At 30.7% G+C, this 24,141-nt stretch carries 24 protein-coding genes; 20 read left to right on the top strand and 4 right to left on the bottom strand.

Going from position 1 to position 24,141, the window contains the following annotated elements; genetic code table 11:
- Positions 1-8: 8 nt before the first annotated feature.
- From CW733_RS01635 to CW733_RS01610, 6 genes are all read left to right on the top strand, one after another.
- Entirely contained in the window at positions 9-554 is a 546-nt protein-coding gene (locus CW733_RS01635; RefSeq protein WP_100995080.1) for an SH3 domain-containing protein, read from the top strand.
- A complete protein-coding gene (locus CW733_RS01630) occupies positions 555-2,336 on the top strand; it encodes an AAA family ATPase (RefSeq protein WP_100995079.1) in 1,782 nt (593 codons plus the stop codon).
- Position 2,337: 1 nt separating this feature from the next.
- A complete protein-coding gene (locus tag CW733_RS01625) occupies positions 2,338-2,877 on the top strand; it encodes a hypothetical protein (protein ID WP_100998603.1) in 540 nt (179 codons plus the stop codon).
- A complete protein-coding gene (locus CW733_RS01620; protein ID WP_100995077.1) occupies positions 2,867-3,175 on the top strand; it encodes a DUF6804 family protein in 309 nt (102 codons plus the stop codon). Before CW733_RS01625 ends, CW733_RS01620 begins: the two co-directional genes overlap by 11 nt.
- A 336-nt stretch (positions 3,176-3,511) precedes the next feature.
- Complete coding sequence (locus CW733_RS01615; RefSeq protein ID WP_100995075.1) at positions 3,512-4,174, top strand: hypothetical protein; 663 nt, start codon at positions 3,512-3,514, stop codon at positions 4,172-4,174.
- A 399-nt stretch (positions 4,175-4,573) separates the two neighbouring features.
- Positions 4,574-5,953, top strand: coding sequence for a vanadium-dependent haloperoxidase (locus CW733_RS01610; RefSeq protein ID WP_100995073.1), 1,380 nt, complete (start codon positions 4,574-4,576; stop codon positions 5,951-5,953).
- 41 nt (positions 5,954-5,994) lie between these two features.
- On the opposite strand, the gene CW733_RS16565 is transcribed toward CW733_RS01610, so the two are convergent.
- Positions 5,995-6,249 carry an IS110 family transposase gene (locus CW733_RS16565; RefSeq protein WP_232730383.1) on the bottom strand — a complete coding sequence of 85 codons (255 nt, stop codon included), beginning with the start codon at positions 6,247-6,249 and terminating at the stop codon, positions 5,995-5,997.
- Between the two features lie 21 nt (positions 6,250-6,270).
- On the bottom strand, positions 6,271-6,399 hold the full coding sequence (locus CW733_RS16685) for a hypothetical protein (RefSeq protein WP_255411471.1): 129 nt from the start codon (positions 6,397-6,399) through the stop codon (positions 6,271-6,273).
- A 463-nt stretch (positions 6,400-6,862) separates the two neighbouring features.
- On the opposite strand from CW733_RS16685, the gene CW733_RS01600 reads away from it, so the two are divergent.
- The 8 genes from CW733_RS01600 (at position 6,863) to CW733_RS01560 (ending at position 13,082) form a co-directional block, all read left to right on the top strand.
- The gene (locus CW733_RS01600) at positions 6,863-7,828 is read left to right on the top strand and encodes an FISUMP domain-containing protein (RefSeq protein WP_100995071.1); all 966 of its coding nucleotides are present in this window, start codon (positions 6,863-6,865) and stop codon (positions 7,826-7,828) included.
- A 171-nt stretch (positions 7,829-7,999) separates the two neighbouring features.
- Positions 8,000-8,782 carry a DUF6090 family protein gene (locus CW733_RS01595; protein ID WP_100995069.1) on the top strand — a complete coding sequence of 261 codons (783 nt, stop codon included), beginning with the start codon at positions 8,000-8,002 and terminating at the stop codon, positions 8,780-8,782.
- A 152-nt stretch (positions 8,783-8,934) separates the two neighbouring features.
- Positions 8,935-9,723, top strand: a complete 789-nt coding sequence (locus CW733_RS01590; RefSeq protein WP_100995067.1) for a DUF6090 family protein — start codon at positions 8,935-8,937, stop codon at positions 9,721-9,723.
- A gap of 532 nt (positions 9,724-10,255) precedes the next feature.
- Entirely contained in the window at positions 10,256-10,756 is a 501-nt protein-coding gene (locus tag CW733_RS01580; protein ID WP_157811516.1) for a hypothetical protein, read from the top strand.
- 345 nt (positions 10,757-11,101) lie between these two features.
- Complete coding sequence (locus CW733_RS16495; RefSeq protein WP_198520093.1) at positions 11,102-11,362, top strand: dihydrofolate reductase family protein; 261 nt, start codon at positions 11,102-11,104, stop codon at positions 11,360-11,362.
- A 139-nt stretch (positions 11,363-11,501) separates the two neighbouring features.
- Positions 11,502-11,861, top strand: coding sequence for a hypothetical protein (locus CW733_RS01570; RefSeq protein WP_100995063.1), 360 nt, complete (start codon positions 11,502-11,504; stop codon positions 11,859-11,861).
- 224 nt (positions 11,862-12,085) lie between these two features.
- Entirely contained in the window at positions 12,086-12,493 is a 408-nt protein-coding gene (locus tag CW733_RS01565; RefSeq protein WP_100995061.1) for a nuclear transport factor 2 family protein, read from the top strand.
- Between the two features lie 70 nt (positions 12,494-12,563).
- Positions 12,564-13,082: a RidA family protein gene (locus CW733_RS01560; protein ID WP_100995058.1), complete on the top strand. Its 519-nt coding sequence runs from the start codon at positions 12,564-12,566 to the stop codon at positions 13,080-13,082.
- Between the two features lie 80 nt (positions 13,083-13,162).
- On the opposite strand, the gene CW733_RS01555 is transcribed toward CW733_RS01560, so the two are convergent.
- Entirely contained in the window at positions 13,163-15,931 is a 2,769-nt protein-coding gene (locus CW733_RS01555; protein ID WP_100995056.1) for a pitrilysin family protein, read from the bottom strand.
- Positions 15,932-16,317: 386 nt separating this feature from the next.
- On the opposite strand from CW733_RS01555, the gene CW733_RS01550 reads away from it, so the two are divergent.
- Entirely contained in the window at positions 16,318-17,502 is a 1,185-nt protein-coding gene (locus CW733_RS01550) for a metallophosphoesterase (protein ID WP_232730382.1), read from the top strand.
- On the opposite strand, the gene CW733_RS01545 is transcribed toward CW733_RS01550, so the two are convergent.
- On the bottom strand, positions 17,503-18,957 hold the full coding sequence (locus CW733_RS01545) for a CotH kinase family protein (protein ID WP_100995052.1): 1,455 nt from the start codon (positions 18,955-18,957) through the stop codon (positions 17,503-17,505).
- 272 nt (positions 18,958-19,229) lie between these two features.
- On the opposite strand from CW733_RS01545, the gene CW733_RS01540 reads away from it, so the two are divergent.
- The 5 genes from CW733_RS01540 (at position 19,230) to lepB (ending at position 24,138) form a co-directional block, all read left to right on the top strand.
- Entirely contained in the window at positions 19,230-19,994 is a 765-nt protein-coding gene (locus CW733_RS01540) for a ParA family protein (protein ID WP_100995050.1), read from the top strand.
- A gap of 3 nt (positions 19,995-19,997) precedes the next feature.
- On the top strand, positions 19,998-20,906 hold the full coding sequence (locus tag CW733_RS01535; RefSeq protein ID WP_100995048.1) for a ParB/RepB/Spo0J family partition protein: 909 nt from the start codon (positions 19,998-20,000) through the stop codon (positions 20,904-20,906).
- A complete protein-coding gene (locus tag CW733_RS01530) occupies positions 20,896-21,522 on the top strand; it encodes a DUF5683 domain-containing protein (RefSeq protein ID WP_100995046.1) in 627 nt (208 codons plus the stop codon). The genes CW733_RS01535 and CW733_RS01530 overlap by 11 nt, the downstream gene beginning before the upstream one ends.
- Positions 21,523-21,637: 115 nt before the next feature.
- Complete coding sequence (dapB, locus tag CW733_RS01525) at positions 21,638-22,339, top strand: 4-hydroxy-tetrahydrodipicolinate reductase (protein ID WP_100995044.1); 702 nt, start codon at positions 21,638-21,640, stop codon at positions 22,337-22,339.
- A 77-nt stretch (positions 22,340-22,416) separates the two neighbouring features.
- The gene (gene lepB / locus CW733_RS01520) at positions 22,417-24,138 is read left to right on the top strand and encodes a signal peptidase I (protein WP_100995043.1); all 1,722 of its coding nucleotides are present in this window, start codon (positions 22,417-22,419) and stop codon (positions 24,136-24,138) included.
- The last annotated feature ends 3 nt before the right edge of the window (positions 24,139-24,141 follow it).

Genomic DNA, 24,141 nt, shown 5'->3' with positions numbered 1-24,141 from the left:
TATATATTATGAAAAGATTTATTTTAACATTATTCTTAGGTCTAATATTTGGTTTTGTTTCTTCTGCTCAAAGTTATTTAGGCTACGTAAATAAAACTGTAAACTTCAGAACTGAAGCAAACACAAGTTGTAAAGTTATTTCTTCATTACAGCAAGGAACAGTATTGTTTGTTATATCTAAAGATAAAGTCAACGGCTTTTATCAAGTTTTAGATATTGAAACAAATAAAGAAGGATTCGTTCATTCTAATTTTGTAAAATTAGATAGAATGCTTCCTAAGAATGAAGAAGGTATTTTTACACCAATTGGAAAGACTAGTTCCGAAAAACCTGTTATTAAAATTTACAACAACACAAGTAAAACACTAACATTAAAATTGAATAATGAAATATATTCATTCTCACCACAAGAACGAAAGTCATTAACATTATCTTCTGGTTCATATTCTTACAGAGCTTCTGCACCTGGAGTGTTACCTGACTATGGTACTGAATTGATGAAAAGCAGCTATGAGTATGAATGGAGTTTCTACATTTCAACAACTAAGAATTAAATGATTAACAAACAATACATATTAACCAAAGGACAAAGTATTGCGAATAAATACAAAATAACCTTCTTTTTAAAAAAAGGAAGTTATGCAGAAACATATCGTGTAAAAGACCAAGAAGGAAAAACAAAACTATTAAAGTTGTTTACCTATTCTAAATTAGATAGAACACAATTCAATGACAATGATGCTGTTTTAGAAATTGAGATTTTAAAGCAAATTAAACATCCTAATTTGGTAAAGTATTGTGATAATGGCGAATTGCTTTTAGAAAAACAAAAGTATGCTTTTGTAATTCTCGATTTTATTAGTGGCGAAACGCTAGCTGATAAAATGAAGCGAGAGCAAACATTCAATCCTTATGATGCAAAAGATATAATTTCAGGCGTATTAAATGGATTGAATTATTTACATAATCTTAAAAATCCAGTTATTCATAATGATATTACCAATCTAAATATTATGACTGACTTATCTGGTAAAGTCGAAATTCCAAAAATCATTGATTTTGGTTATGCTAGATATTTAAGTCAATCAAACAAAGATTTTTTAAAAGATGGTTTAAACCCATTTTATCAAGCCAACGAAAATTTTAACAAAGTATTTTCTGTGCAGAGTGATGTGTTTTCAGTTGGAGCTTTATACTATCATTTACTTTTTGGTTTACCACCTTGGTTTGTAGAAATATCAAAATACAAGTCCGATAGGATAAAATTAGAAGATGTTATTTTAGAAGAACGAAATAAAACTTTAAAATTTAACGATTCTGATATTAAAATTGACCAACAAACTGTAAATATCATAAGCAAGGCATTACAACCAAATGCAGAAAATCGTTTTAAAAATGTAAAAGAGTTTATTCAAGCTATCAACGGAGAAATTGAAATTAAACAAGTTTCTAATTCAAACGAAGCCGCCAAACCTAAATTAAAGAACATAAAAAATGGTCAAGGCTTTAAGGCTATTGCAGGAATGCAAAAACTTAAAGAAACCATACAATTAGATGTAATTGATGCATTAAACGAGAAAGAAAAATATGCCGAATATGGTTTAACAATTCCTAATGGAATGTTGCTTTATGGTCCACCAGGTTGTGGGAAAACATTTTTTGCAGAACGAATGGCAGAAGAAATTGGGTTTAATTTCTACCAAATAAAGCCTTCTGATATTCAGAGCAAATTTGTAAATCAATCGCAAGAAAATATTAAAAACCTTTTTGATGAAGCTCGTGAAAACGCACCAAGTATCATTTTTATTGATGAATTGGATGCTGTTGTTCCTAATCGTGATAATTCAAGTGTAAATCATATGAATACAAGTGCTGTAAATGAATTTTTAGCACAAATGAATAATTGTGGAGATGATGGTGTATTTATTATTGGAGCGACAAACAGACCTAATTCAATTGACCCAGCGATTTTAAGAGCAGGTCGTTTAGATAAAGTAATCTATTTACCACCACCAGATTTTGAAGCTCGTGAATTGATGTTTAAGTTATATTTAGAAAAACGACCAAGGGAAATTGGTTTAGACTACTCTACTCTAGCAAAATCTACAGAAAATTATGTTTCAAGTGATATAAAGTTTTTGTGTGATGAAGCATCTAGAAAAGCACTTAAAATGAAATCTAGAATTTCAAAAGGGATTCTAATCGAAACTATTGAACAAAACCGTCCTTCAATTTCTTTAAAAGAATTGAATAGTTATAAATCAATTAAAGCTAAAATGGAAGGCTTAACAGATAACACTAACCAAAGACCAACTATTGGTTTTAAAAACAACTAAAATGGAAACAATAAACTTTGACAAATTATTATTAAAGACTGCGTTTTCTTGTATGGCTTGTGATGGAGATATTGACAAGAGAGAAGTGAAATTGATAAAAAAATTACATAAAGAGAAAAAGACTTTTGGCGATATAGATTTTAATACAGAAATGGATAATTTACTAATCGCAATCAATAAAGATGGACACCAATTTTTAAAAGATTATTTTAATGAACTTACATCTTCTAACCTAACAGAAGCGAATGAATTAAAATTAGTAGAAGTCGCAATTGATACAATTAAAGCAGATGATAAAGTTGAGTATAGTGAAATTAAGTTTTTTAAAGTTATTCGCTCTAAATTAAAAATAGCTAATCAACCAATTCTAGATAAGCATCCTGACTTTGAAGATTATTTAGAACAAGACATTATCAGCGACTCATATTTATCAAGACTTCAAGAGGATTTTTTTGATACGCATATTTCGAATGAATTTGAGTTAATTAGCGAAATAGATAGCGACACATTTGATAGCTTAAAAGAAAGCAATGAAGAATAGCGGAACAATAATTAAAATTGCATTAGCAATATTATTGTTATTATGTTTATTAGATATGCCTTATGGATTTTATCAATTAGTGCGTTTTGCTTCACTAATCGGTTTTGGAATTTTAGCATATTTTGCAAGCGAAAAGGAAAGTAAAACAGAAATGATTATTTACGGAGGACTTGCACTACTCTTTCAACCGTTTTTTAAAATAGCACTCGGAAGAGAAATATGGAATATTGTGGACGTAATTGTCGGTATAGGCCTTATTGCAAGTTTGATAATTAGTAACATAAAAAGCCAACGCTAAAAGCCATACACATTTACAGTCGCATCATCCAAGCTTCACCAAAACTGTAAAAGAGTATGTCTTTGCCAACGCTCAATCCGAACTAAATAACAAACATCGGAAAACCAAGCTGAACGTGAAAGCACTATGCACAACAACGTGTATAAAACATAGCTATTACAGGCTTCCCGAAAGGTTTTTGTATACTTACAAAGTACGCCAAATTTTTTATTTGGTTATATTTAGAAAAGAAAATTAAACATAAAAATAAAAAATTCGGCTCGTGCTAAATCCGAAAAGTTAGCGTTTATTTATACGCTACGTTTCATACACAATACCGTTAGCTAACATTTGAGAATGAACAAACCAACAATATTTTTACTTCTATTTTTATTAATAGTTAGCTGTCAAAAAAAGAAAGACAAAATCGATTTTAAAAACAAGTTAAGCGGAAAAACCTTTGAAGATATAAATAACCCGTATTTTCCTAGAGATTTTGAATTCAAAGACTCAACATTTATCGCGTATCAATTTAAACGTAGACATGGTAATTATAAATTCATAGAAAAAGGAGATTCTACATTTATAATAATTGATGATCAACTAGGATATATTAGTGAAAATAGTGATGGGGATTTTGACCTTTTAATTATTGGAAAAACAATAGATGACACTCTCAGACTAAAGCAGAAAAAACCTAAATGGAGTTCGGAAAAAATCTATGGAGAATGGATTGTAAAAAGCAATAAAAAGTCCGAACAAAGTTCTGAAATGAGTTATTTATTGGAACCAAATAAAATATCATATTCGAGAAATGGCTTGGAAATTGAATCCGAAATTGAGATTAGTAAAACTCACGATTATGTTAACATGGAACTTGTGCATTCAGATAAAAAAACTGAATGTTTATGGAGAATAATTAGTTTAACAAATAACAAAATGATTATTGATAAGTCCACAATTAGTGGAGAATATTCATTCAGCACAGAAAATAATATTGAATTGACAAAAAAACGTTAGCTAACATCGCATAAAAATAATGCGTAGATTAGTGCTTAAACAAAGAACAGTGCATTTTTGCAACTTCTGATTTTCCTGCGGAAAATCCTCGCACACAAAAACGCACTATTCTTATACGTAACCGTATAGAAAGAGAGGACTCGTACGTGTAAGGGAACGTTATTCTAAAACACGTTATAGTTCTCCTCTTTTTCTATCTAAAGATATTTATTACAAACTAAAGAAACACGTTAGACAACATTTGAAGAGACAATTCCGAATTCAATAACACAATCACTGTATTTCAACTAGTACATTTAGTTTTTAGTAGAAAAACACGAAACCTATTAATTTTTATCTAAAAAATTAATTTAACTTGTTATCAATAAATGATGTGTAATTTAAAGTAAATTATAAGATATGAAAACTTGCAATTTAAAATGGATGCTAACTCTACTGTTAGCTTTACTTCTATTTGAATCATGTAATACTGATGATGACCAAATCAACACATATACAAATGAACCAGTTGTAACTGATACAACAACCCAACTTATGGTTGAGTGGAATGACCTATGGCTAAAACTAGATCGGTATTCTTTTGGAATGCGACCAAATGCAACAGCTAGAGCATTGGCATATATTCATCTTGCAGCTTATGAAACTGTAGTTAATGATATGACAGATTTCACTTCAAATACTTCTAGATTACAAACTTTAACCATTGATAGTGCTCAGCGTGCAAATACAATTGACTTAAACATTGCATTAAATACATGTTATGCTGAAGTAATGGATCACTTTATGTATAATACATCTAGTGAAATGGATGGTGCAATAGACCTGTTTAAAGTGACAAAAGAGAATGTGCTTTTACAAAATGTTTCTAATCAAGTACTTCAAGATTCCCGACAATGGGGAAACTATATTGCAGAACAAGTCATAGAATATAGCCAAAATGATGTTCAAGCAGAATCACAAATATTAGAACCACAGCCATTATCTTATGAGCCTACAATTGGAGAAGGTTTCTGGACTTATAGTGCTGATCAAGAAAGAGCCTTGTTTCCTTATTGGGAATCCGTACGCACTTTTGTAATCTCTTCTGATGAGACTTCTAGTACCCCTCCAATGGAGTACAATGAAGATTCTAATAGCGATTATTTTGCACAGATGATTGAGGTCTATACCATAAATAACACAGCTAAATTGGAAGATAATGAAGATTTATGGATTGCCGAGTATTGGTCAGATGATGTTGAAGGTCTAATGATGAGTCCACCTGGTAGGCAAATTTCAATTGCCAAACAATTAATTATTCAAAATGATTTAAGTCATGAAACATCTTTAGTACTATTACTTAAATTAGGCTTTGCGCTTAATGATGCAGCAGTATCTACTTGGGCAGACAAGTATAATTACATGGTTATGAGACCAAATGTATATATACAAGAGTTTATTGATGTCGAATATGAAACAAACCTTTACAGATTTATAAATTGGCCAAATCCATCATTTCCAAGCTATCCTTCTGGTCATTCCTGTTTTGTATCGGCAGCGGGTGGGATTTTTATTGATGTATTTGGTAATGATATAGATTTTACTGAACGCTCTCATGAAGGAAGAACTGAATTTAGAGGTACGCCAAGACAGTTTAACTCTATTAGTGAAATGGTAGAAGATGCTGCATTTTCTAGAGTACCACTAGGAGTACATATGCGAATAGATTGCACTGAAGGAATGCGACTGGGTTATGAAATTTCAGAAGCTATAAATGGTTTTGATTTATCAACTAATTAAACTTATATAAAAAACGTTGCCTAACATATCATTGTACTTTGCTAAGTATAGATAGAAAGCGCTCGGGTAATTTGAAAACATTCTATTTCATTCTTAGAATTACCTTGCCAAAGCTTTAATTCTACTTTCTGAGCATACTCACAAATAAGCTTAGAATCGCTCTTATCTGTCTTGATTTTTGATAGCTTCATCTGTATAAATCGTTTAACAGATAATGAATTCTCTACAGACAATTTTATACTAGACTCTAACAAATAATATGCTAATTGATAATGATAATAACCTGTAGCTTCCATTACACAATGACTATAAGTATTCTATAGTTTTGTAAACTTCCTAAAGCCTCCCACATTGTTTTTAAACTGATAGTAATTACCATCAGAATCGGTAACATCAAATACTAAATAACTAATGTCAATTCCAAAATATTTTATATCTTTATTCATAAGAAAATGTTTTTTGAAAGGACAATCTACGCGAGTTTCAACGACTTAAAAGCGAGGTCTTAAAGCCTCATAGAACTGTACGAAATCTGTGTAGAAAAGAGAGGTGATTTTCAATGTTGACGAGATCTAAGTCTCTGCGTTTATAATAACCTTAATTCTCTCTTTTGTGCTTTCTGTTTATTTATCTAATTTAAGGATAATACAAACTTAAGACGTGTATAATTAATTGCTAGTACTAGCCTACGTGGAAAATCCTGCGGATTGTCCACTGGTTCGGTTCATTTTTACTAATTTAGTTGCTTGACACGCAACGAAATCATACACAACACGTTAGCAAATATTTACAAAAAAATACTGGTCATAGAACGAACAAAGCCTTTCATCAAAAGAAACTTATGGTTAATATAACCAATTAAAATATTCAAACAAGAAAATACTACTTTTATAAAAATAATCAGAAATTATGAATTTCAAAAAATCAATTTCAATAAGCCTAATATTCTTTGCTGTGATAATTACAACATTAATTTCTTGTACCCAAGAAGAATTGGAACAGTTTATCCCGACTCAAGCAACTTTGTTAACGCCTACAAATAATGAATTGGATGTTAATAAAACACCTCATTTTAGTTGGGAACCTAGTACAGATAACAATGGAGATGACAATTTAATCACATATGATGTTTATCTATGGACTGCAAATCATCCAGAAACTTTAATTGCAGAAAATCTATCTGAGACGACTTTAAATGCATACCCAAACAATCTAATGAGCCTAACTACTGGAGAGACTTATTTTTGGAAAGTTATATCAGTAGACCAGAGTAGTAACGAAGCTTCAAGTGAAACTTGGAGTTTTACTGTAACAGAGTGTCCAACTTTAACATTTGACGGGAAAACATATATTACCATAAAAATTGGCAATCATAGATGGTTAAAACAAAACTTAAACTCTGCTAGTCACCCTATTGGTCACAGTACTTGTTATGATGATGAAAATATTAATTGTGCAATTCGCGGAAGACTATATGATTGGTATGCGGCAATGAATATTGCCGAACAAATACCTGGATGGCATTTATCGAGCGATGAAGAGTGGAAAGATTTAGAGCGAGCTCTAGGTATGGATGAAAGCGAAATAGATTATTCAGGAGTTCATCGTGGTGTCAATCAAGGAATTGGAACTCAACTTAAAATAGGAGGAACCAGTGGTTTTGAAGCGAGAAATGGAGGGTATGCAGCTCACAATTTTGCCACTGATGAATATACTTATTTATCTTTAAATGAGAGAGCTAGTTTTTGGACATCAACTGAAAAACCAAACTCCATTTATGTCTATTTTAGAAACCTCAAAACAGTTTCAGAAGGTATTGGCCGCTATGGTGGTGATAAGGAATTTTTGAAATCCGTGAGACTAGTAAAGGATTAGTAATAATAACATTTGCTAACACCATATATAATTTATTGCTGGCTTCTTGCCTACTTGCGAAAGTACTCGCGGACTTTCTTGGTCTGTAATTATTTACTAAATTAGTCGCTTAAAACACGCAACTAACCATACACAAAACCGTTGTGCTTCATTATCAGAAATCGCTAACCAATGATAAAATTCTTTAGAAAAATTAGACAAAACTTACTTTCGGAAGGAAAAACCGGAAAGTACTTCAAATACGCTATTGGGGAAATTATACTTGTAGTTATAGGCATTTTGATTGCTTTAGGAATTAATAATTGGAATGAAATCAGGAAAGAAACAATTAAAGAAAAGCAGATTATAAGCAATCTGCATCAAGAGTTTATCCAAAATAAACAAATTATTGAATCGATTAAGGATGGATTTAAATTAAGTTCAAACGCATGCTATACATTAATGAATCTATTGAGTGAAGATTTACTTGAACCGTCAGCCCAAAATATTGATAGTTTAATTTACTTATCACTTGAACACACACCATTTATTCCATCAAATAGTGTTTTTAGTGAGATTATTGAAGCAGGTAATATTAATTTAATAACTGAAGAATCTTTGAAGAAAAAATTATTCAAATGGTCTACAGAAATAGAGAATATTCAAGCAACATATTTAGTATTTGAAAAATGGATTGAAGATGGTTACCTACCATATTTGAGTAAAAAAATATCTTTAAAGAATTTAGATAAATATAGTCCTATGGCTTGGGATAAAAAATCAAAATTTGAATCAGATTATAATATTATTTTTAAAGAACGTGAGTTTGAAAACATCATTGACAACACACTATATCATCACTCAAAGATGACGAAATTATATGATAACGTTGAGTCTTTAATTAATGAAATTATCGCTCAAACTGATACTTTGAATAAAAAAAAACGAAAGCAAAAAAACGTATATAAAACATAGTGCGAGTTGTTTCTAAAACGAAAGTTCGGACATTTTACGAAGTCGCAAATTTAAAAATTTGGCTTGTGCTAATCCGAAACGAAACTGCCATTTTTCTGCACTACGTTTCATAAACAAACACGTTATGCTTCATTATGACAAACCACTAACCAATGATAAAATTCTTTAGAAAAATTAGACAAAAAATGCTAACTGAAAACAAATTCAGTAAATATTTACTTTATTCAGTTGGCGAAATTGTTTTGGTTGTTATTGGAATTTTGATTGCCTTATCCATAAATAATTGGAATGAGTCAAAAAAAGATAGAGTTCAAGAAATAAAGAATTTTAAAAACATTCAACAAGATATTCTTTTGGATACTGTAGATATTATGTACAATGTAAAATACCATAAATTGTTTCAAACATCGCAAAAACAATTGCTCAATTATCTACATAGTAAAGATTTACAACCTAAAGAGATTATAAAATATGAATTAGCCCTCGGAACTCCGATCTTTTTGACGCTTCATGAATCTTCATTTACGAACTTGAAAGATTATAACATCAATATAATCTCTAACCAAGAACTCAAAAAACAAATATCAAATCATTATGACAATATTTCAAAAGTAATGTTACGCGTGGAAAACGACCTTGAGCCTTATAAAACCTACATATTCCTAAAACCATATTTTTTAAAACATTTCAGTAATGTAAATAAAGTTTCCAAACTGGGAGATACTGAATTTAATAACGAAGATTATTACAATGCAGAAACGACTTTAAACACATTAATTTTAACAGATACTTTGGGTCTTAAAAACAACAGAGCGTTTAAAATTGACTTGGCAGAAAGTATAGCATATACTGGATTTAAAATAGACATGTACAAGCACTTATTAAAAGCTATCTATACGTTAAATGATTCCATAAACAACGAACTGAAAAAAATCGAATAAATTAATGATAAAACTGTTTCAAAACCTTCCACAGAAGGTGAAACCACCAAGTATTTAAAATATAGTATTGGAGAAATTGATTAAATAATTGCTAGCGGATTTCATAAAACAAAACACTTGTAATTAACTACCTTGGGACTGGCCGGACAGTTGCCGTTAGCAATATCTGCAACTAGCCATAGGCGTATTCCAAGATCAAATCCTAATTAAATTTCGTTTTTTTTATGCTGCATATTGTTGTAAAACAACATAAGCTGTTCCTCTTTTAACAACCGCAAAAGCTCTTGCTATTAATTTATTTCTAACATTATTAATAGCAAGCATTTTATCTTTCCCTTCGGCTAATTTTCTCTGATAATATAAGCATAAAAAACCGCTAAACAGATAAAAAAAATATGCTATTGGTGAAATTGTATTAGTTGTAATAGGTATTTTAATTGCTCTGCAAATTAATAATTAGAATCAATCTCAAAAAGAAAAGCAAATTGAAACACAATACCTAAATAACATTGTTAGAGACCTCAACCAGCAGTTGAATTCTATTGATGCCCAAATGCAAACGGAACAATCTTATTATAAAACTGCAAGCTATTTAATAGAAGATTACAACAAAGATCATGTATTTACTTTAGACAGTATCTTTTACAAACGTGCTAGTTACTTAGGTAATAGAAAAACATTTGTGATTACAGACCCAACCCATACCAATTTAATTTCTTCTGGAAAAATTAGTGTTTTAAAAAACCAATCTAATAAAGACCAACTTCTAAATTATTATAAAGAATTAGAACGTATTGAAAAAATTATTCAAAACAATAATTCTCTACAAATTGATCAGCATTATTTTGAAGCCTTATTAAAATTTGTTTATAATTATGAAAATCTGTTTGAAACATTTGGCAAAAACTTATCAAAATTTCCAGGTCATTTAGTAACACCTAACTACGAAACTGATATTCAAGAGATCTCTAAAAGTGTTATTTCAAAAGATGAAAATAAATTAGCATTAATGAATGCTATTACACTAAGATAATATTTTGCACTTGGTCATTATGAACTTTTGATAAGCGCAAGGTCTGATACAAAAACATTAATTGAAGAATTGAAACACGAATAACTTGATAAGATTTTATAGAAAAATAACGAAAGAACAATGTACAAAAAGAATAGCGTATTTATCGCTACAAGTTTAGATGGATATATTGCTGACAAAAATGACAGAATTGATTGGCTATATACTATCCCAAATCCAGATAATGACGATATGGGATACGTGGAGTTCAACACTAGAATTGACGCACTTGTTATGGGATGAACAACATTTGAAACCGTACTTAGATTTGATGTTGAATGGCCATATGATAAGCCTGTTTTTGTGTTGAGTAATAAACTAAAAGAAATACCTGAAAGCCATAAAGAAAAAGCATTTTATCACCTTTGCATAGATGGAAGAACTACAATAAGGGATTTTTTAAAAGAGGACTTTATTGATGAAATGGTTCTTACTACAATACCAATTTTATTGGGTGGTGGTTCTTCCTTATTTACGGAACTGCCAAACGAACTGAATTTTGAACTGATTGGAACAAAAAACTATCTGAATCAAATAACACAGAATCACTATAAGCGGAAAAAATAAAATACGAACTAGCAACAAAGTACATAATCTATTGCTAGTTCTAGTCTACTTACTAAAATTATAGCAAATTTTCTATTCGGTTTTTATTTCCTAAATTAGTTACTTAACTAATAACAAATGAACACGTTATCTGCAATAAATGGAAAAAGACTATTCGCACATTAAACTCCCTGCAAATGGCAAATGGCAAACTTTAATTGGGCCCATTTCAGGGTTAATTACGTTTGAAATTATCGCCTACGCTAAAGGAAAAGAAACAGAAGGAAAATACGCTGTATTACATTCAATAGCAACTAATGCATTCGGTTCTGGAAAACTAAATAATACTAAAACAAATTATGGTGATCGGTCGAATAGATTATCGCTGAAATGGATCCAAAACAAAGAAAAAAAACTATTCTATTCATTACAAATCAAAACTAATCGTAATTATGGTAATGAAGAAATAATTTTTATCAAGATGAAAGAACTATTAAATATTCAGCCTTATCAAGATTAACAAATACAGTATATAACAAATAGAATTTAAAATACTTTGCAAAAGCAAGGTGTTTTTTTGGCAAATAATTACTAACTTAGTTTCACATAACCTACTCTTTTAAAACAAATAAGAAACAAAACTACTACAACACACGTTGCGTTTTATGTTTAGTTATCCCAAATAAAGGCCATACATTTTAATAGAACATATTAAAAAATTGATAACTCATTAAATATAAAATTATGACAACAGAAAACAACATTAAAACGATTAAGGCTTTATACAACGGTTTTTCAACTGGAGATATGCCAACGGTTTTAGGGTTAATGCATCCTGAAATTGAATGGAACGAAGCTGAAAGTAATGCGCTTGCAGATGGAAATCCTTACGTTGGTCCAAATTCAATTTTAGAAGGCGTATTTGCACGTCTTGGAGCAAACCACGAACACTTTGGCTTGCAAGATGTAAAAGTCCATGGCATGAGTGATAACATGGTTTTAGCGACTCTAAGATATGATGGTAAAGTAAAAACAACTGGAAAAAGCTATAATGCTCAAGCTGCACATTTATGGACGCTTAATGCTGAAGGAAAAATTACTACATTTCAACAGTATGTTGATACTAAGAAGTTAGCAGATTCTGAAAAGTGATTTAGAATAACCAAACGTGTTAATAATAAACGGAAAACCGAATAAAGTAGGTCTAAAAATCAATATAATTATGAAAAAGTCAACCAATCAACTCACTTTAATTACGATATTTATTACATTATTTTTCACAATTCAAAGTTGCGAGCAAAAGGAAAAAGGATTAACCAAAGCTATTGAGAAAGAAGTAGTTGTTAAATCTGAAAAACCTGAATACTTTTTACTTAGACCAGAAGTGGAAAAAGCATATGGCTATTCGCATGCTATAAAAATTGGAAACGACATTAAAATTTCTGGTGCTGTAAGTATGGATAATGAAGGCAATCCAACTGCAATTGGCGATTTAGGACAACAAATGAAAAATTGTTATGCAGATTTAGAAAAAATACTAAAACACTATGGTTGCACATTTGATGACGTAATTGCAGAAAATATTTTTACAACCAATATGGCATTGTTTCTTGAAAATGCAGCTTACAGAAATGAAATTTACAAAAAGCAATTTCCAACAGGTTCTTGGCTTGGAGTTAAAGAATTAGCCATGCCAGAATTTATGATTGAAATAGAATTAGAAGTACATAAACCTGAATAATCTAAAACCTTATAAACAAAAACTTGCCAACTAGAATAATTACTAATTGGCAAGTTTTATGTTTTAAAACTTCTTAAAAACTAATCTACTTTTTTAGCTTCTTTTTTAATTTCAAAATTTTCGAAATCTCCAGCGTTTACAACGGTCCATTCATCAAATGTTTTAAAGTGTTTTTTAATTGCCTTATTAACATCTGCAACGGTAAGACTACTTACTTTAGCTTCAATATTTTGTTGAAAACTTAAATCTCTATCGTAATACATGTTGTTACTAATAACACCAGATAACTCGTTATCTTTTGCTCTAGCAACACTTTGTCCTTGAATCCAGCCATCTACAGCTGTTTTAAGTTCTTCTTGAGTAATACCATCTTTAATAAAACGAGCGATTTCCTCTCTAAAACCTAGTTGTACTTTTTCTGCATTTTCTGGTGCATAAATAGCATAAACCATAGCTGCAGAATTGTTATCGTTTTTATTATTATCTACATTTACTCTTGCTCCTGCTCCATAACTTACACCATCTTGTTGGCGCAAACGGTTTGCTATTCTAGAACTTATAAAACCACCACCTAAAATTTCGCCAGCCATTTGTAATGCAGCATAATCGTCGTCATATTTACTAGTTTCTATTGGTAAGGTTCCAAAAGAGATGGCATTCTTTTTATCTGGTGTTTTAATTTTTTGGTTTGCTGATTTATTTTTTTGATGCTTATCGCTAATAACTGTGTAAGGTAAATTAGACTTAAAGTCTTTAAACGCATTATCAAAATAGCTTTTTAAAGCCTGCTCGTCTATATTACCAATAGCAACTAAAGTTGCGTTATTGGAGATTCCATAAAAATTATTATAATACGCTTGAAGCTCTTTAACTGAAACTGCATTTATTGCTGCAACCTCTTCATCTATTGTCCAATTATAAAGTGGATGTCCTTTTTTATAATACTGGTTTAATAGTCCCATTTCTCTAATCGCTAAAAACTGTGGATCTGTTTTGTTTTGCTCTATAGCTGCCAAATCTTCAGTTTTAAGCTTATCTAGTTCTGTAGCATCAAACAACGGATTCTTTAACATATCTACCATTAAGGATAAGGCTTCTGTAAGATTTTCTTCTGTACTTGTAAGATTAGCAGTTATTTTCCCATTAGAACCACTAAAACTAATCGAAGATTTAATAGCACTTAATTTATCTTCAATAGCTTGTCTAGATTTACTTTTTGTTCCTTTATTCAACATTTTTGCGGTATAACTTGCTGCAAGCCCTTTATTCATGAGATCATTAACATTTCCTGTTCTAGAAGTAAAAGAAACGGTTACTGTTTTGCCTCGATTATTCTTTTTAATAAAACCATATGCTATTGGACTACTACTTAAAGTTCCTGTATTTAAAGTGCTTTGAATATTATCGAAAGACACATTAAAAACATCTCCTGCTCCCATGCTTTCTTTTCCTTTGTAGTTTGTTACTAAAGCCTCAATACCTTCTGTATGTTCTATAGATACTCGCATAGGTTTTTCTTCAGGAATAAATAAACCAACCGTTCTATTGGTTTTAATTAAATAGCGTTGTATTGCTGCATTTACTTTATCTGCTGTCATGTTTTCTACACGATCACGCAAAACAAATGCTAAACGCCAATCTCCTGCTCCAATAAACTCACTCATAAAGGTGCCAAATCTTGCAGAGTCTCTAAAAACATCATCTGCTTGTTTTAAAAACTTAGTTTTACCACGATTTACTTCTGTTTCAGTTACAGGATTATTTCCTAAATTATCTAATAAAGATAACAAGGTTGTTTCTGCTTCTGTTAATGATTTGTCTGAAGGCACATCAACATTTATGTACATAAAACCAGGTTCTTTTGTAAAAGGAGAAAACGACCAAAGGCTAGACGCTTTTTTTTCGTTTACTAATGCTTTATATAATCTTCCAGAAGGCTCATCGGCAAGTATTAACTCTGCAACTGCAATTGCTGCATAATCTTCGTGAGATACTGCTGGAGTATGATAAAGAGCAGATACTATTTGCAAATCTCCAACGCGACTTAATGTTACTCTTTTTTCTCCATCTTGAGCAGGTTCTATGGTTGGAACATCTTTTAAAGGTGCTCCTGAATTTTTAAGTACACCAAACTTTTTTACAACTTTGGCTAACATATTAGCTTCTTCAAACTTTCCTGTTACCATTAATACAGCATTGTCTGGTCTATAATATTTTTTATAAAATGCTTTTAAGTTTTCAATAGGCACACGTTCAATGTCTGAGCGATTTCCTATTGTAGATTGTCCGTAGTTATGCCATAAATATGCAGAACTAATTACTTTATCTACAAGCACACTTGAAGGTGAGTTTTCGCTCATTTCAAATTCATTTCGTACCACAGAAAATTCAGATTGAAGATCTTTTTCGGCTATAAAGGAGTTTAGCATGCGATCGGATTCCAAATCTAAAGCCCAATCCAGATTTTCTTCGGTAGCATTAAAGGTTTCAAAATAATTAGTACGATCGTACCAAGTAGTTCCGTTTGGTCGTGCACCATGTGAGGTTAATTCTTCTGGAATGTTTGGGTGATTTGGAGTACCTTTAAACACCAAATGCTCTAATAAATGCGCCATTCCTTTTTCGCCATAACCTTCGTGTCTAGAACCTACTCTATAGGTAATATTTACAGTTATTGTTTGTGCAGAATTATCTGGAAACAGTAGTACTTTTAAACCATTGTCTAGCATATATTCTGTAATACCTTCAACACTTGCTGTTTTTTTTATTTGCGATTGTACAGTAAAAGAAAATACTAATAGTAGGATTAAGGTTAGGGACTTTTTTAAAATTTGATTTATGTTTTTCATAATATAAAAAGTTGATTAATAGCACTTAAAGATATATAAAAAGACTTAATACGTTGCAAACCAAACACTCTATTTTACTGATTTTAAGCATTATATAATAAAATAAGTAATTATACGTAAGAAAACACATGTATAATTACTCTAATTGTAATATTATTCTTTCTAAGACTTTCTATTATTATTAATTTAGATGATTATTTGTATCTAAATACCTTAAACAACTTCCGTTTTATTACCTTATAGTTGTATTTTTGAGTTTAATTGAAGCACAACTTAACTAAGCCTATCGCTTTAAATGTGTACAATACAATAAGAACTCTTGGAACAATTTTTGCTTCAATATTAAAAGACAATATATCTTTGCAATAACAATGAAAAGCAGCGCCTTGAAACATATTAATTTAAATTGTATCCTTTTAGGTCTCTGCTTTGCTTTAAGCTTACATATTAATAGTTATGCCCAACAAGCTACTTTTCCTAATGTTCCTAAAAAAGTAGATAATGCAGAAAAGCAAAAAAACAATAAACCCATAGCCTTTAATGGAAGTGATGGTCCCTATATAATAAACGATTCTTTATTGTATACCATTACCTCAAAAAACAGGCTTACGGTCTCTCCATTTTTTAATAGAGATTCGGTAGTTGTAAGAGTAGATAATAAAGATAAAAACGCGTTTTACTTGTCTTTAAAAGATGAATATACAATTCCTGAAACAGTTTACAGCCTGCCAGAAAAAATGGTTATTATTTCAGACATTGAAGGTAAATATGATGCTTTTTCTAGTTTTTTATATGCAAATAAAGTAATTGATGAAAACCATAACTGGATTTATGGCAATGGTCATTTAGTTTTAGGAGGCGACTTTGTAGATAGAGGTAAAAATGTAACACAAGTACTCTGGTTAATATACAAACTTGAAGATCAAGCAAAAAAACAGAATGGTGTTGTACATTTTATTTTAGGAAACCATGAAATACTTAATTTTTATGGAGACCATAGATACAATCTTGGTAAATACATAAAAGCTGCACAGGAAATAAGCCAACTAGAAGACCAAAAAGAAGCGGTAAAGCATCTATACTCTAAAAATTCTGAGTTAGGTAAATGGTTAGCTACAAAAAATATTATTGAAAAAATTGGCCATTATCTATTTGTTCATGCAGGATTAAGCCCTGAAATTCTAGATTACAAATTAGATCTTGAGGACATAAATAAACTTGTTCGCTTACAATTTCACAGTTTAAAAAAATCAAAAGATAAAACGACTGATTTTCTTTATAGTACAAAAGGTCCTTTTTGGTATAGAGGTTTAGTTAAGACTAGGTTTCAATATGATAAAATAAAAGAGACAGAACTTGAGGCCATTTTAAAATATTATAATTCAGAAAAAATAGTAATTGGTCATACTCCAGTTAAAAAAATATCAACCGGTTTTAATGGTAGCGTAATCATGACTGATGTTCACCATGAAGACATTAAATTTACAGGTAAAACAAAAGGATTACTTATAGAAAATAATCAAGAATTCATTATCGACGATAACGCTATAAAAACACCATTACAAGACTAATTATAAAGTTTTAAAGTAAGTATCTAGAAAGAGTAATCTATCTTCTAAAAACAACTTTAAATAATTATAATGTTCCTTATTAGTTTCTTCATTCAACTTGTTTTTCCAAACCAATTGTTCGCGTTCGTAAACTTTTTCTTCAGTAAACTTAGCATAGACTTTATCAATTCTAGACAGTAAGTCTTCATTACTAAAAGCAGTAGTTCTTAATGCAATCCATCTTGCTTTTACTTTTGCTTTATAATTGTTTGGGTTAACTTCTAGCAATCTATTAAAAAGCCCATTCCCTAAAACATTATCTGTTATGCGCTCGCGTTTACCATCTTGAATAACACCTAAAACACCATCTAAATCCCATGGAGTAAAAAAGTAAGGCTCATCTTTATCATACTTTCCTAGGTAATAGTTTTTACCTAAATTATCGGTTGCTCTAAGTACATTTACAAGAAGATAATAGTCTATAGCGTTAGTAATATGAACCTCTTTTTCTATGTTTTTAGAAAATGCTTCATCTGTACCATTAACTACTAAACCCGTAAATTGAGATAAATTTTCGAAATCTGAGGTGTAATTTATAAAAGGATATTCCGTTTTCCAGCCATTCCAATGTGGGAAAATATTATTAAACTTAGCAGGAGACTTGCTAAAATCTGGTCCACCATCATAAGAATTAGCTTTGTATAATTTACCATTAATAATCTTACCAACATTCTTTTTAAGCTTTAATTGTTTTCTATCTACAGATTCTGAAAACTGATAAATGCCAAAATATTCGTTGTTTTTAAAAACTTCAACATACTTTACTTCGAACCCACTTTTTGCTTTAGGTTCTTTTTCTGCATAATAAGGTTTATGAATTTTTGTCCATAAATTAGTTGCTATATGAGACCGTAAACGCAATGGCTCATTATACATACCATCTAAAATCCAATCATCATCAGATCGCATACCTTTAAACTTTACATCTTTTTTTTCTTTGGAAACACCATCTGTCCAAAACTCTAAATCGAAAGATTTCTTTGGAAAACCTAACGATAAATTACCACGTTGCCTAACTCCTATTACACTTTCAAGGTATTCGTTATTATTAAAATAGGTAAAATAACCTGGTATTTTTGAATCACTATTAATAGTAGAAGTATCAATAGTAATATGTATTAGCGGTATTTTAGAAATATATAAAACGTAGTCTTCTCCATTTGTAACACTTACACCTTCAGTATATGATAATTGGTTTGAGGCTTCCTTTAACTTAAAATTTTTATTAAATTTTATAGTAGTAATCTTTTTATTTATTGAAACAATGGAATCTAAATCCTTTTGATGCCAAACAATAATTTTATGCTTTGTATCAATTCCATAACTTCCTTTATCTGCAATAATTTCTTGTGCAAAACTATGTACTCCATAAAGTAACGTGCAAATTATAAGCAGACTATATGATAATTGTTTCATTTTAAAATTGAGTTTCAGGTAAAAATACCGAATAAATACTTTAACCTAATGTTCTGTTTAAATAATACAAATTCTATGCCTTAATTAACTTATTTCTATCTCTTTTGGCTCTATACTAGACAACAAAAGGCATAAATAAAGAAACAACTTATAAAAGCTAACTTTTAAGTTTAAGCAACTGTTAACAACTTCCGTTTTCTAAACCCATAAATAATTGTATTTTTACGTCTGGACTTTTAAACGAAAGCTCTCTAATAAAACCAAATCAATTAATGGGTAAAATAATAGCCATTGCCAATCAAAAAGGAGGCGTTGGAAAAACAACGACTTCAATAAATCTAGCAGCTTCTTTAGGTGTTTTAGAGAAAAAAGTATTACTTATCGATGCAGATCCACAAGCGAATTCTACCTCTGGACTAGGCATAGATGTAGAAACTGTAGAGATTGGAACCTACCAACTTTTAGAGCACACCAACACTGCTAAAGAAGCGATAGTAAAAACCAATACACCAAACTTAGATATTATTCCTGCTCATATAGATTTAGTTGCTATAGAAATTGAGCTGGTAGATAAAGAGGATAGAGAATACATGCTAAAAAGAGCATTAGAGCCAATAAAAGATGATTACGATTTTATAATTATAGACTGTGCTCCTTCTCTTGGTTTACTAACACTAAACGCTTTAACTGCTGCAGACGCTGTAATGATACCTATACAATGTGAGTATTTTGCACTAGAAGGTTTAGGTAAATTATTAAACACCATTAAAAGTGTCCAGAAAATACATAATGCAGAATTAGACATCGAAGGCTTATTATTAACCATGTACGATTCGCGTTTACGTCTCTCTAATCAAGTAGTAGAGGAAGTACAAAAACATTTTAACGATATGGTTTTTAAAACCATAATACAACGAAATGTTAAACTTAGTGAAGCACCAAGTTTTGGTGAAGACATTATTAATTATGATGCCTCTAGTAAAGGTGCAGCAAATTATTTAAGTTTAGCAAAAGAAGTAATAAATAAAAACTCCTAAGCAATGGCGAAGGCAACAAAAAAACAGGCTTTAGGTAGAGGACTTTCAGCTTTACTAAAAGACCCAAGTAACGATATACAATCTGTACAAGATAAAAATGCAGATAAAGTTATTGGTAATATTGTGGAATTAGAATTGGATTGTATTGAGATGAATCCGTTTCAACCACGTACTAGTTTTAACGAAGAAACCTTACGCGAATTAGCATCTTCTATTAAAGAACTTGGTGTAATACAACCCATAACGGTAAGAAAATTAGGATTCGAAAAGTATCAATTGGTTTCTGGAGAACGTCGTTTTCGTGCTAGTAAATCTATAGGTTTAGAAACAATACCTGCATACATACGTATAGCAAACGATCAAGAAAGCCTAGAAATGGCATTGGTAGAAAACATCCAACGTCAAGACTTAGATCCTATTGAAATTGCATTATCGTACCAACGTTTAATTGATGAAATTCAATTAACACAAGAACAAATGAGTGATCGTGTTGGTAAAAAACGTTCTACAATTGCAAACTATTTACGCTTATTAAAACTTGATCCAATTATTCAAACAGGAATGCGTGATGGCTTCTTGTCTATGGGTCATGGTCGTGCAATTATTAATATTGAAGACCAAACAATACAATTAGATATTTACGAAAAAATATTAGCTAATAAATTATCTGTTCGTGATACAGAAGCATTAGTAAAAAACTATAATGCTACAGACGAAGTGGTTGTTCCTAAAAAAGCAACTAAAGAAGAATTGCCAAAGTTTGTTAAAAAAGGAGTAGCCGCTTTTTCTGAATACTTTGGACATAAAATAGACGTTAAAGTAGCTAGTAATGGTAAAGGAAAAATAACAATTCCTTTTCATTCTGAAGAAGATTTTAATCGTATTAAAAAGTTAGTTGAAGGTGACAAATAAACTACTTATATCCATCTTTTGTTTACTACTTAGTCTTTCCGCTTTAGCGCAAAAAGACAAAAAAAAGATAGAGGAAAAGAAAGCAGAAGACAAAAAGGAACAAACAAAACAAAACGTTGAAGGGTTAGTTATTGTACCTGCAGATTCTGCTTTGGTACGTAAAGAAATAGATCCATTACGTCCATCTAAGGCTGCCTTCTACTCTGCTATTTTACCTGGTTTAGGTCAAGCTTACAACAAGAAGTACTGGAAAATCCCTCTTGTTTATGCAGCACTGGGAACAGGTGTTTATTTTTACATAGATAACAACAAACAATACAAACGCGTACGTGATGCTTACAAACGTAGATTAGCAGGTTTTGAAGACGACGAATTTCAAGATCGATTAACAGATGATGGTTTACGTGAAGCACAAAAATCGTTAAGAAGAAATAAAGAATTATCGCTTTTAGTAACTATCGGTTTATATGCTTTAAATATTATAGATGCCAATGTAGACGCGCATTTATTACAATATAATGTAGATGAGAATTTAAGCTTTAAACCACATTATAAAATTGATGAGTTCGATAAAAAAGGAACTGTTGGCCTGACCATGAGTTTTAAGTTGGATTAGTAATTGCACTTCGACTGCGCTCAGTGTGACAAAAAAAATAGATTTCTGTATAAACACAGAAACAAAATATTAATAAAATTTCCAATGTCTCGGAAACTAAAATTTATAATTTTTGATGAAAATCGCTTTACTAGGCTATGGTAGAATGGGAAAAACAATTGAAACCATTGCTTTAAGTCGTGGACACAAGATTGTAATTAAAACTTCCGAAACCGTAACTTCTGAAATAACAAAAGCAGATATTGCTATAGACTTTAGTATTCCAACTGCTGCTTTTGGTAATATTTCTAACTGCATTAATAATAATATACCTGTAATTTCTGGAACTACTGGTTGGTTAGATCATTATGATAAGATTGTTGATTTGTGCCAGCAAAAAAAAGGAGCATTTATATATGCTTCAAATTTTAGTTTGGGTGTCAATATCTTTTTTGAATTGAATAAAACCTTAGCAAAAATGATGTCTGCTTTAGAAGATTACAATGTTAGTCTTGAAGAAATTCATCATACAAAAAAACTTGATGCACCTAGTGGTACAGCTATTTCTTTAGCTAAAGATATTGTAGAAAACCACAACCAATTCAACTCTTGGCAATTAGATGCTAATGAAGAAAAAGTACTTCCTATTACTGCAAAACGTATCGAGAACGTACCAGGAACACATAATATTACTTACAAAAGCGAAGTAGATACCATTAAAATAGAACATATTGCACACAGTCGTCAAGGTTTTGCTTTAGGAGCTGTTGTAGCTGCAGAATGGCTTATTGGAAAAACAGGTGTTTATACAATGAAAGACGTGTTAAATATTAGTTAACTAAAAATAAAAATGTAACATTTGCGAAAGCAAAACCACTAATAGACTTTATTAACTATTAGTACAAAATATAGATTATGAACGGAACACAATGGATTATATTCTTCTTGATTATTCAATTAATTCACGGATTAGCCACTTGGAAATTATATATAAAAGCAGGTCGTAAAGCGTGGGAAGCCTTTGTTCCTGTTTACAATGCTGTTATTTTAATGAAAATAATTAATAGAGAATGGTGGTGGACTATCCTACTCTTTTTACCTATTGTAAACCTTATTATGTTTCCAGTTATTTGGGTAGAAACAGCAAGAAGTTTTGGAAAAAACTCAAGATTAGATACTATTCTAGCTATAGTAACTTTAGGTTTTTATAACTTTTACTTAAACTATGTTGCAGATGTTAGTTATGTTGCAGACAGAAGTTTAAAAGCAAGAACTAGCGCTGGAGATTGGATAAGCTCAATTCTTTTTGCAATTGTAGCAGCAACTATTGTACATACTTATTTTATTCAGCCATTTGTTATTCCTTCTTCTTCATTAGAAAAAACATTATTAGTTGGAGATTTTCTTTTCGTTAGTAAATTTCATTATGGAGCAAGAGTACCAATGACAACGGTTGCTTTGCCAATGGTACACGATTCTGTTCCGAAGACAAAAATGAAATCTTATATATTTGACGATAAATACGAAGAACGTAACACTTCTTGGAAAAACAAACTACAATTGCCTTATATGCGATTGCCTGGTTTCCAAAAAATAACACGAAACGAAATTGTAGTTTTCAATCAGCCTGCAGATACATTGTTGGACATGAATGATTTTACACCAGACCGAAATTACTACAAACCAATTGATAAGAAAACTAATTTAGTAAAACGTTGCGTTGGTGTTCCTGGTGATAATTTAGAAATAAGAGAAGGTCATGTTTACATAAATGGAGAGCAAAATATTTTGCCAGATCGCGCGCGATTACAGTTTTTCTACACTGTAAAAACTAATGGAGATATTAGACAGTTGTTTAATAAGTATGAAATTACCGAAAGTAGCGCTAATGAAACGTATTACATTGAAAACAAGTATTTAGACGATCCTAAAATTAAAGATTTTATAAACGCTAGTACAGATGTAAATTTAAATATAATAAAAAGAGATTCGCTAAAAACAGAAGTCTCTGGTCGATTAAATCAGCGTTTTTTCAATCGCTTAAAAATGACTGTTGCCAATACCAATTATATTGGTAACATGACTGAAGAATTAGCTGCGAAAGTAGCAAAAGACCCAAGCGTAATCTCTTTAGAGAAAGTAAACTCTGAAACTCCAGATGCTCGTTTATTTCCTCAAGATTCTGAGTATAGTTATACAGCAGATAACTTTGGACCAATTTACATTCCTAAAAAAGGAGAATCTTTAGATTTAACTATAACAAATTTCCCATTATACAAACGTGTAATTGGAGAATACGAAAGAAATACAATTACGTCTCGTGGAAACCAAATTTTAATAAATGGAGAAGTTGCAACAAACTATACCTTTAAACAAGATTACTATTGGATGATGGGAGATAATAGACAAAACTCAATCGATTCTAGATATTGGGGATTTGTACCTTTCGATCATGTCGTTGGGAAACCTGTTTTAGTATGGATGAGTTTCGATACTATTAAAAAGAAAGTACGTTGGGATAGATTGTTTACTACTGTACATGGAACAGGTAAATCTACATCTTACTTAATACCAGTATTGGTTTTAATTGCTGGGCTTATAGGTTTTAATCGCTTTAGAAAACGTAAAAAAAAATAAACC

It is taken from the genome of Lacinutrix sp. Bg11-31 (genome assembly GCF_002831665.1).
Taxonomy (GTDB): Bacteria; Bacteroidota; Bacteroidia; order Flavobacteriales; family Flavobacteriaceae; genus Lacinutrix.
This window is presented reverse-complemented; position numbering and strand designations above follow the sequence as displayed.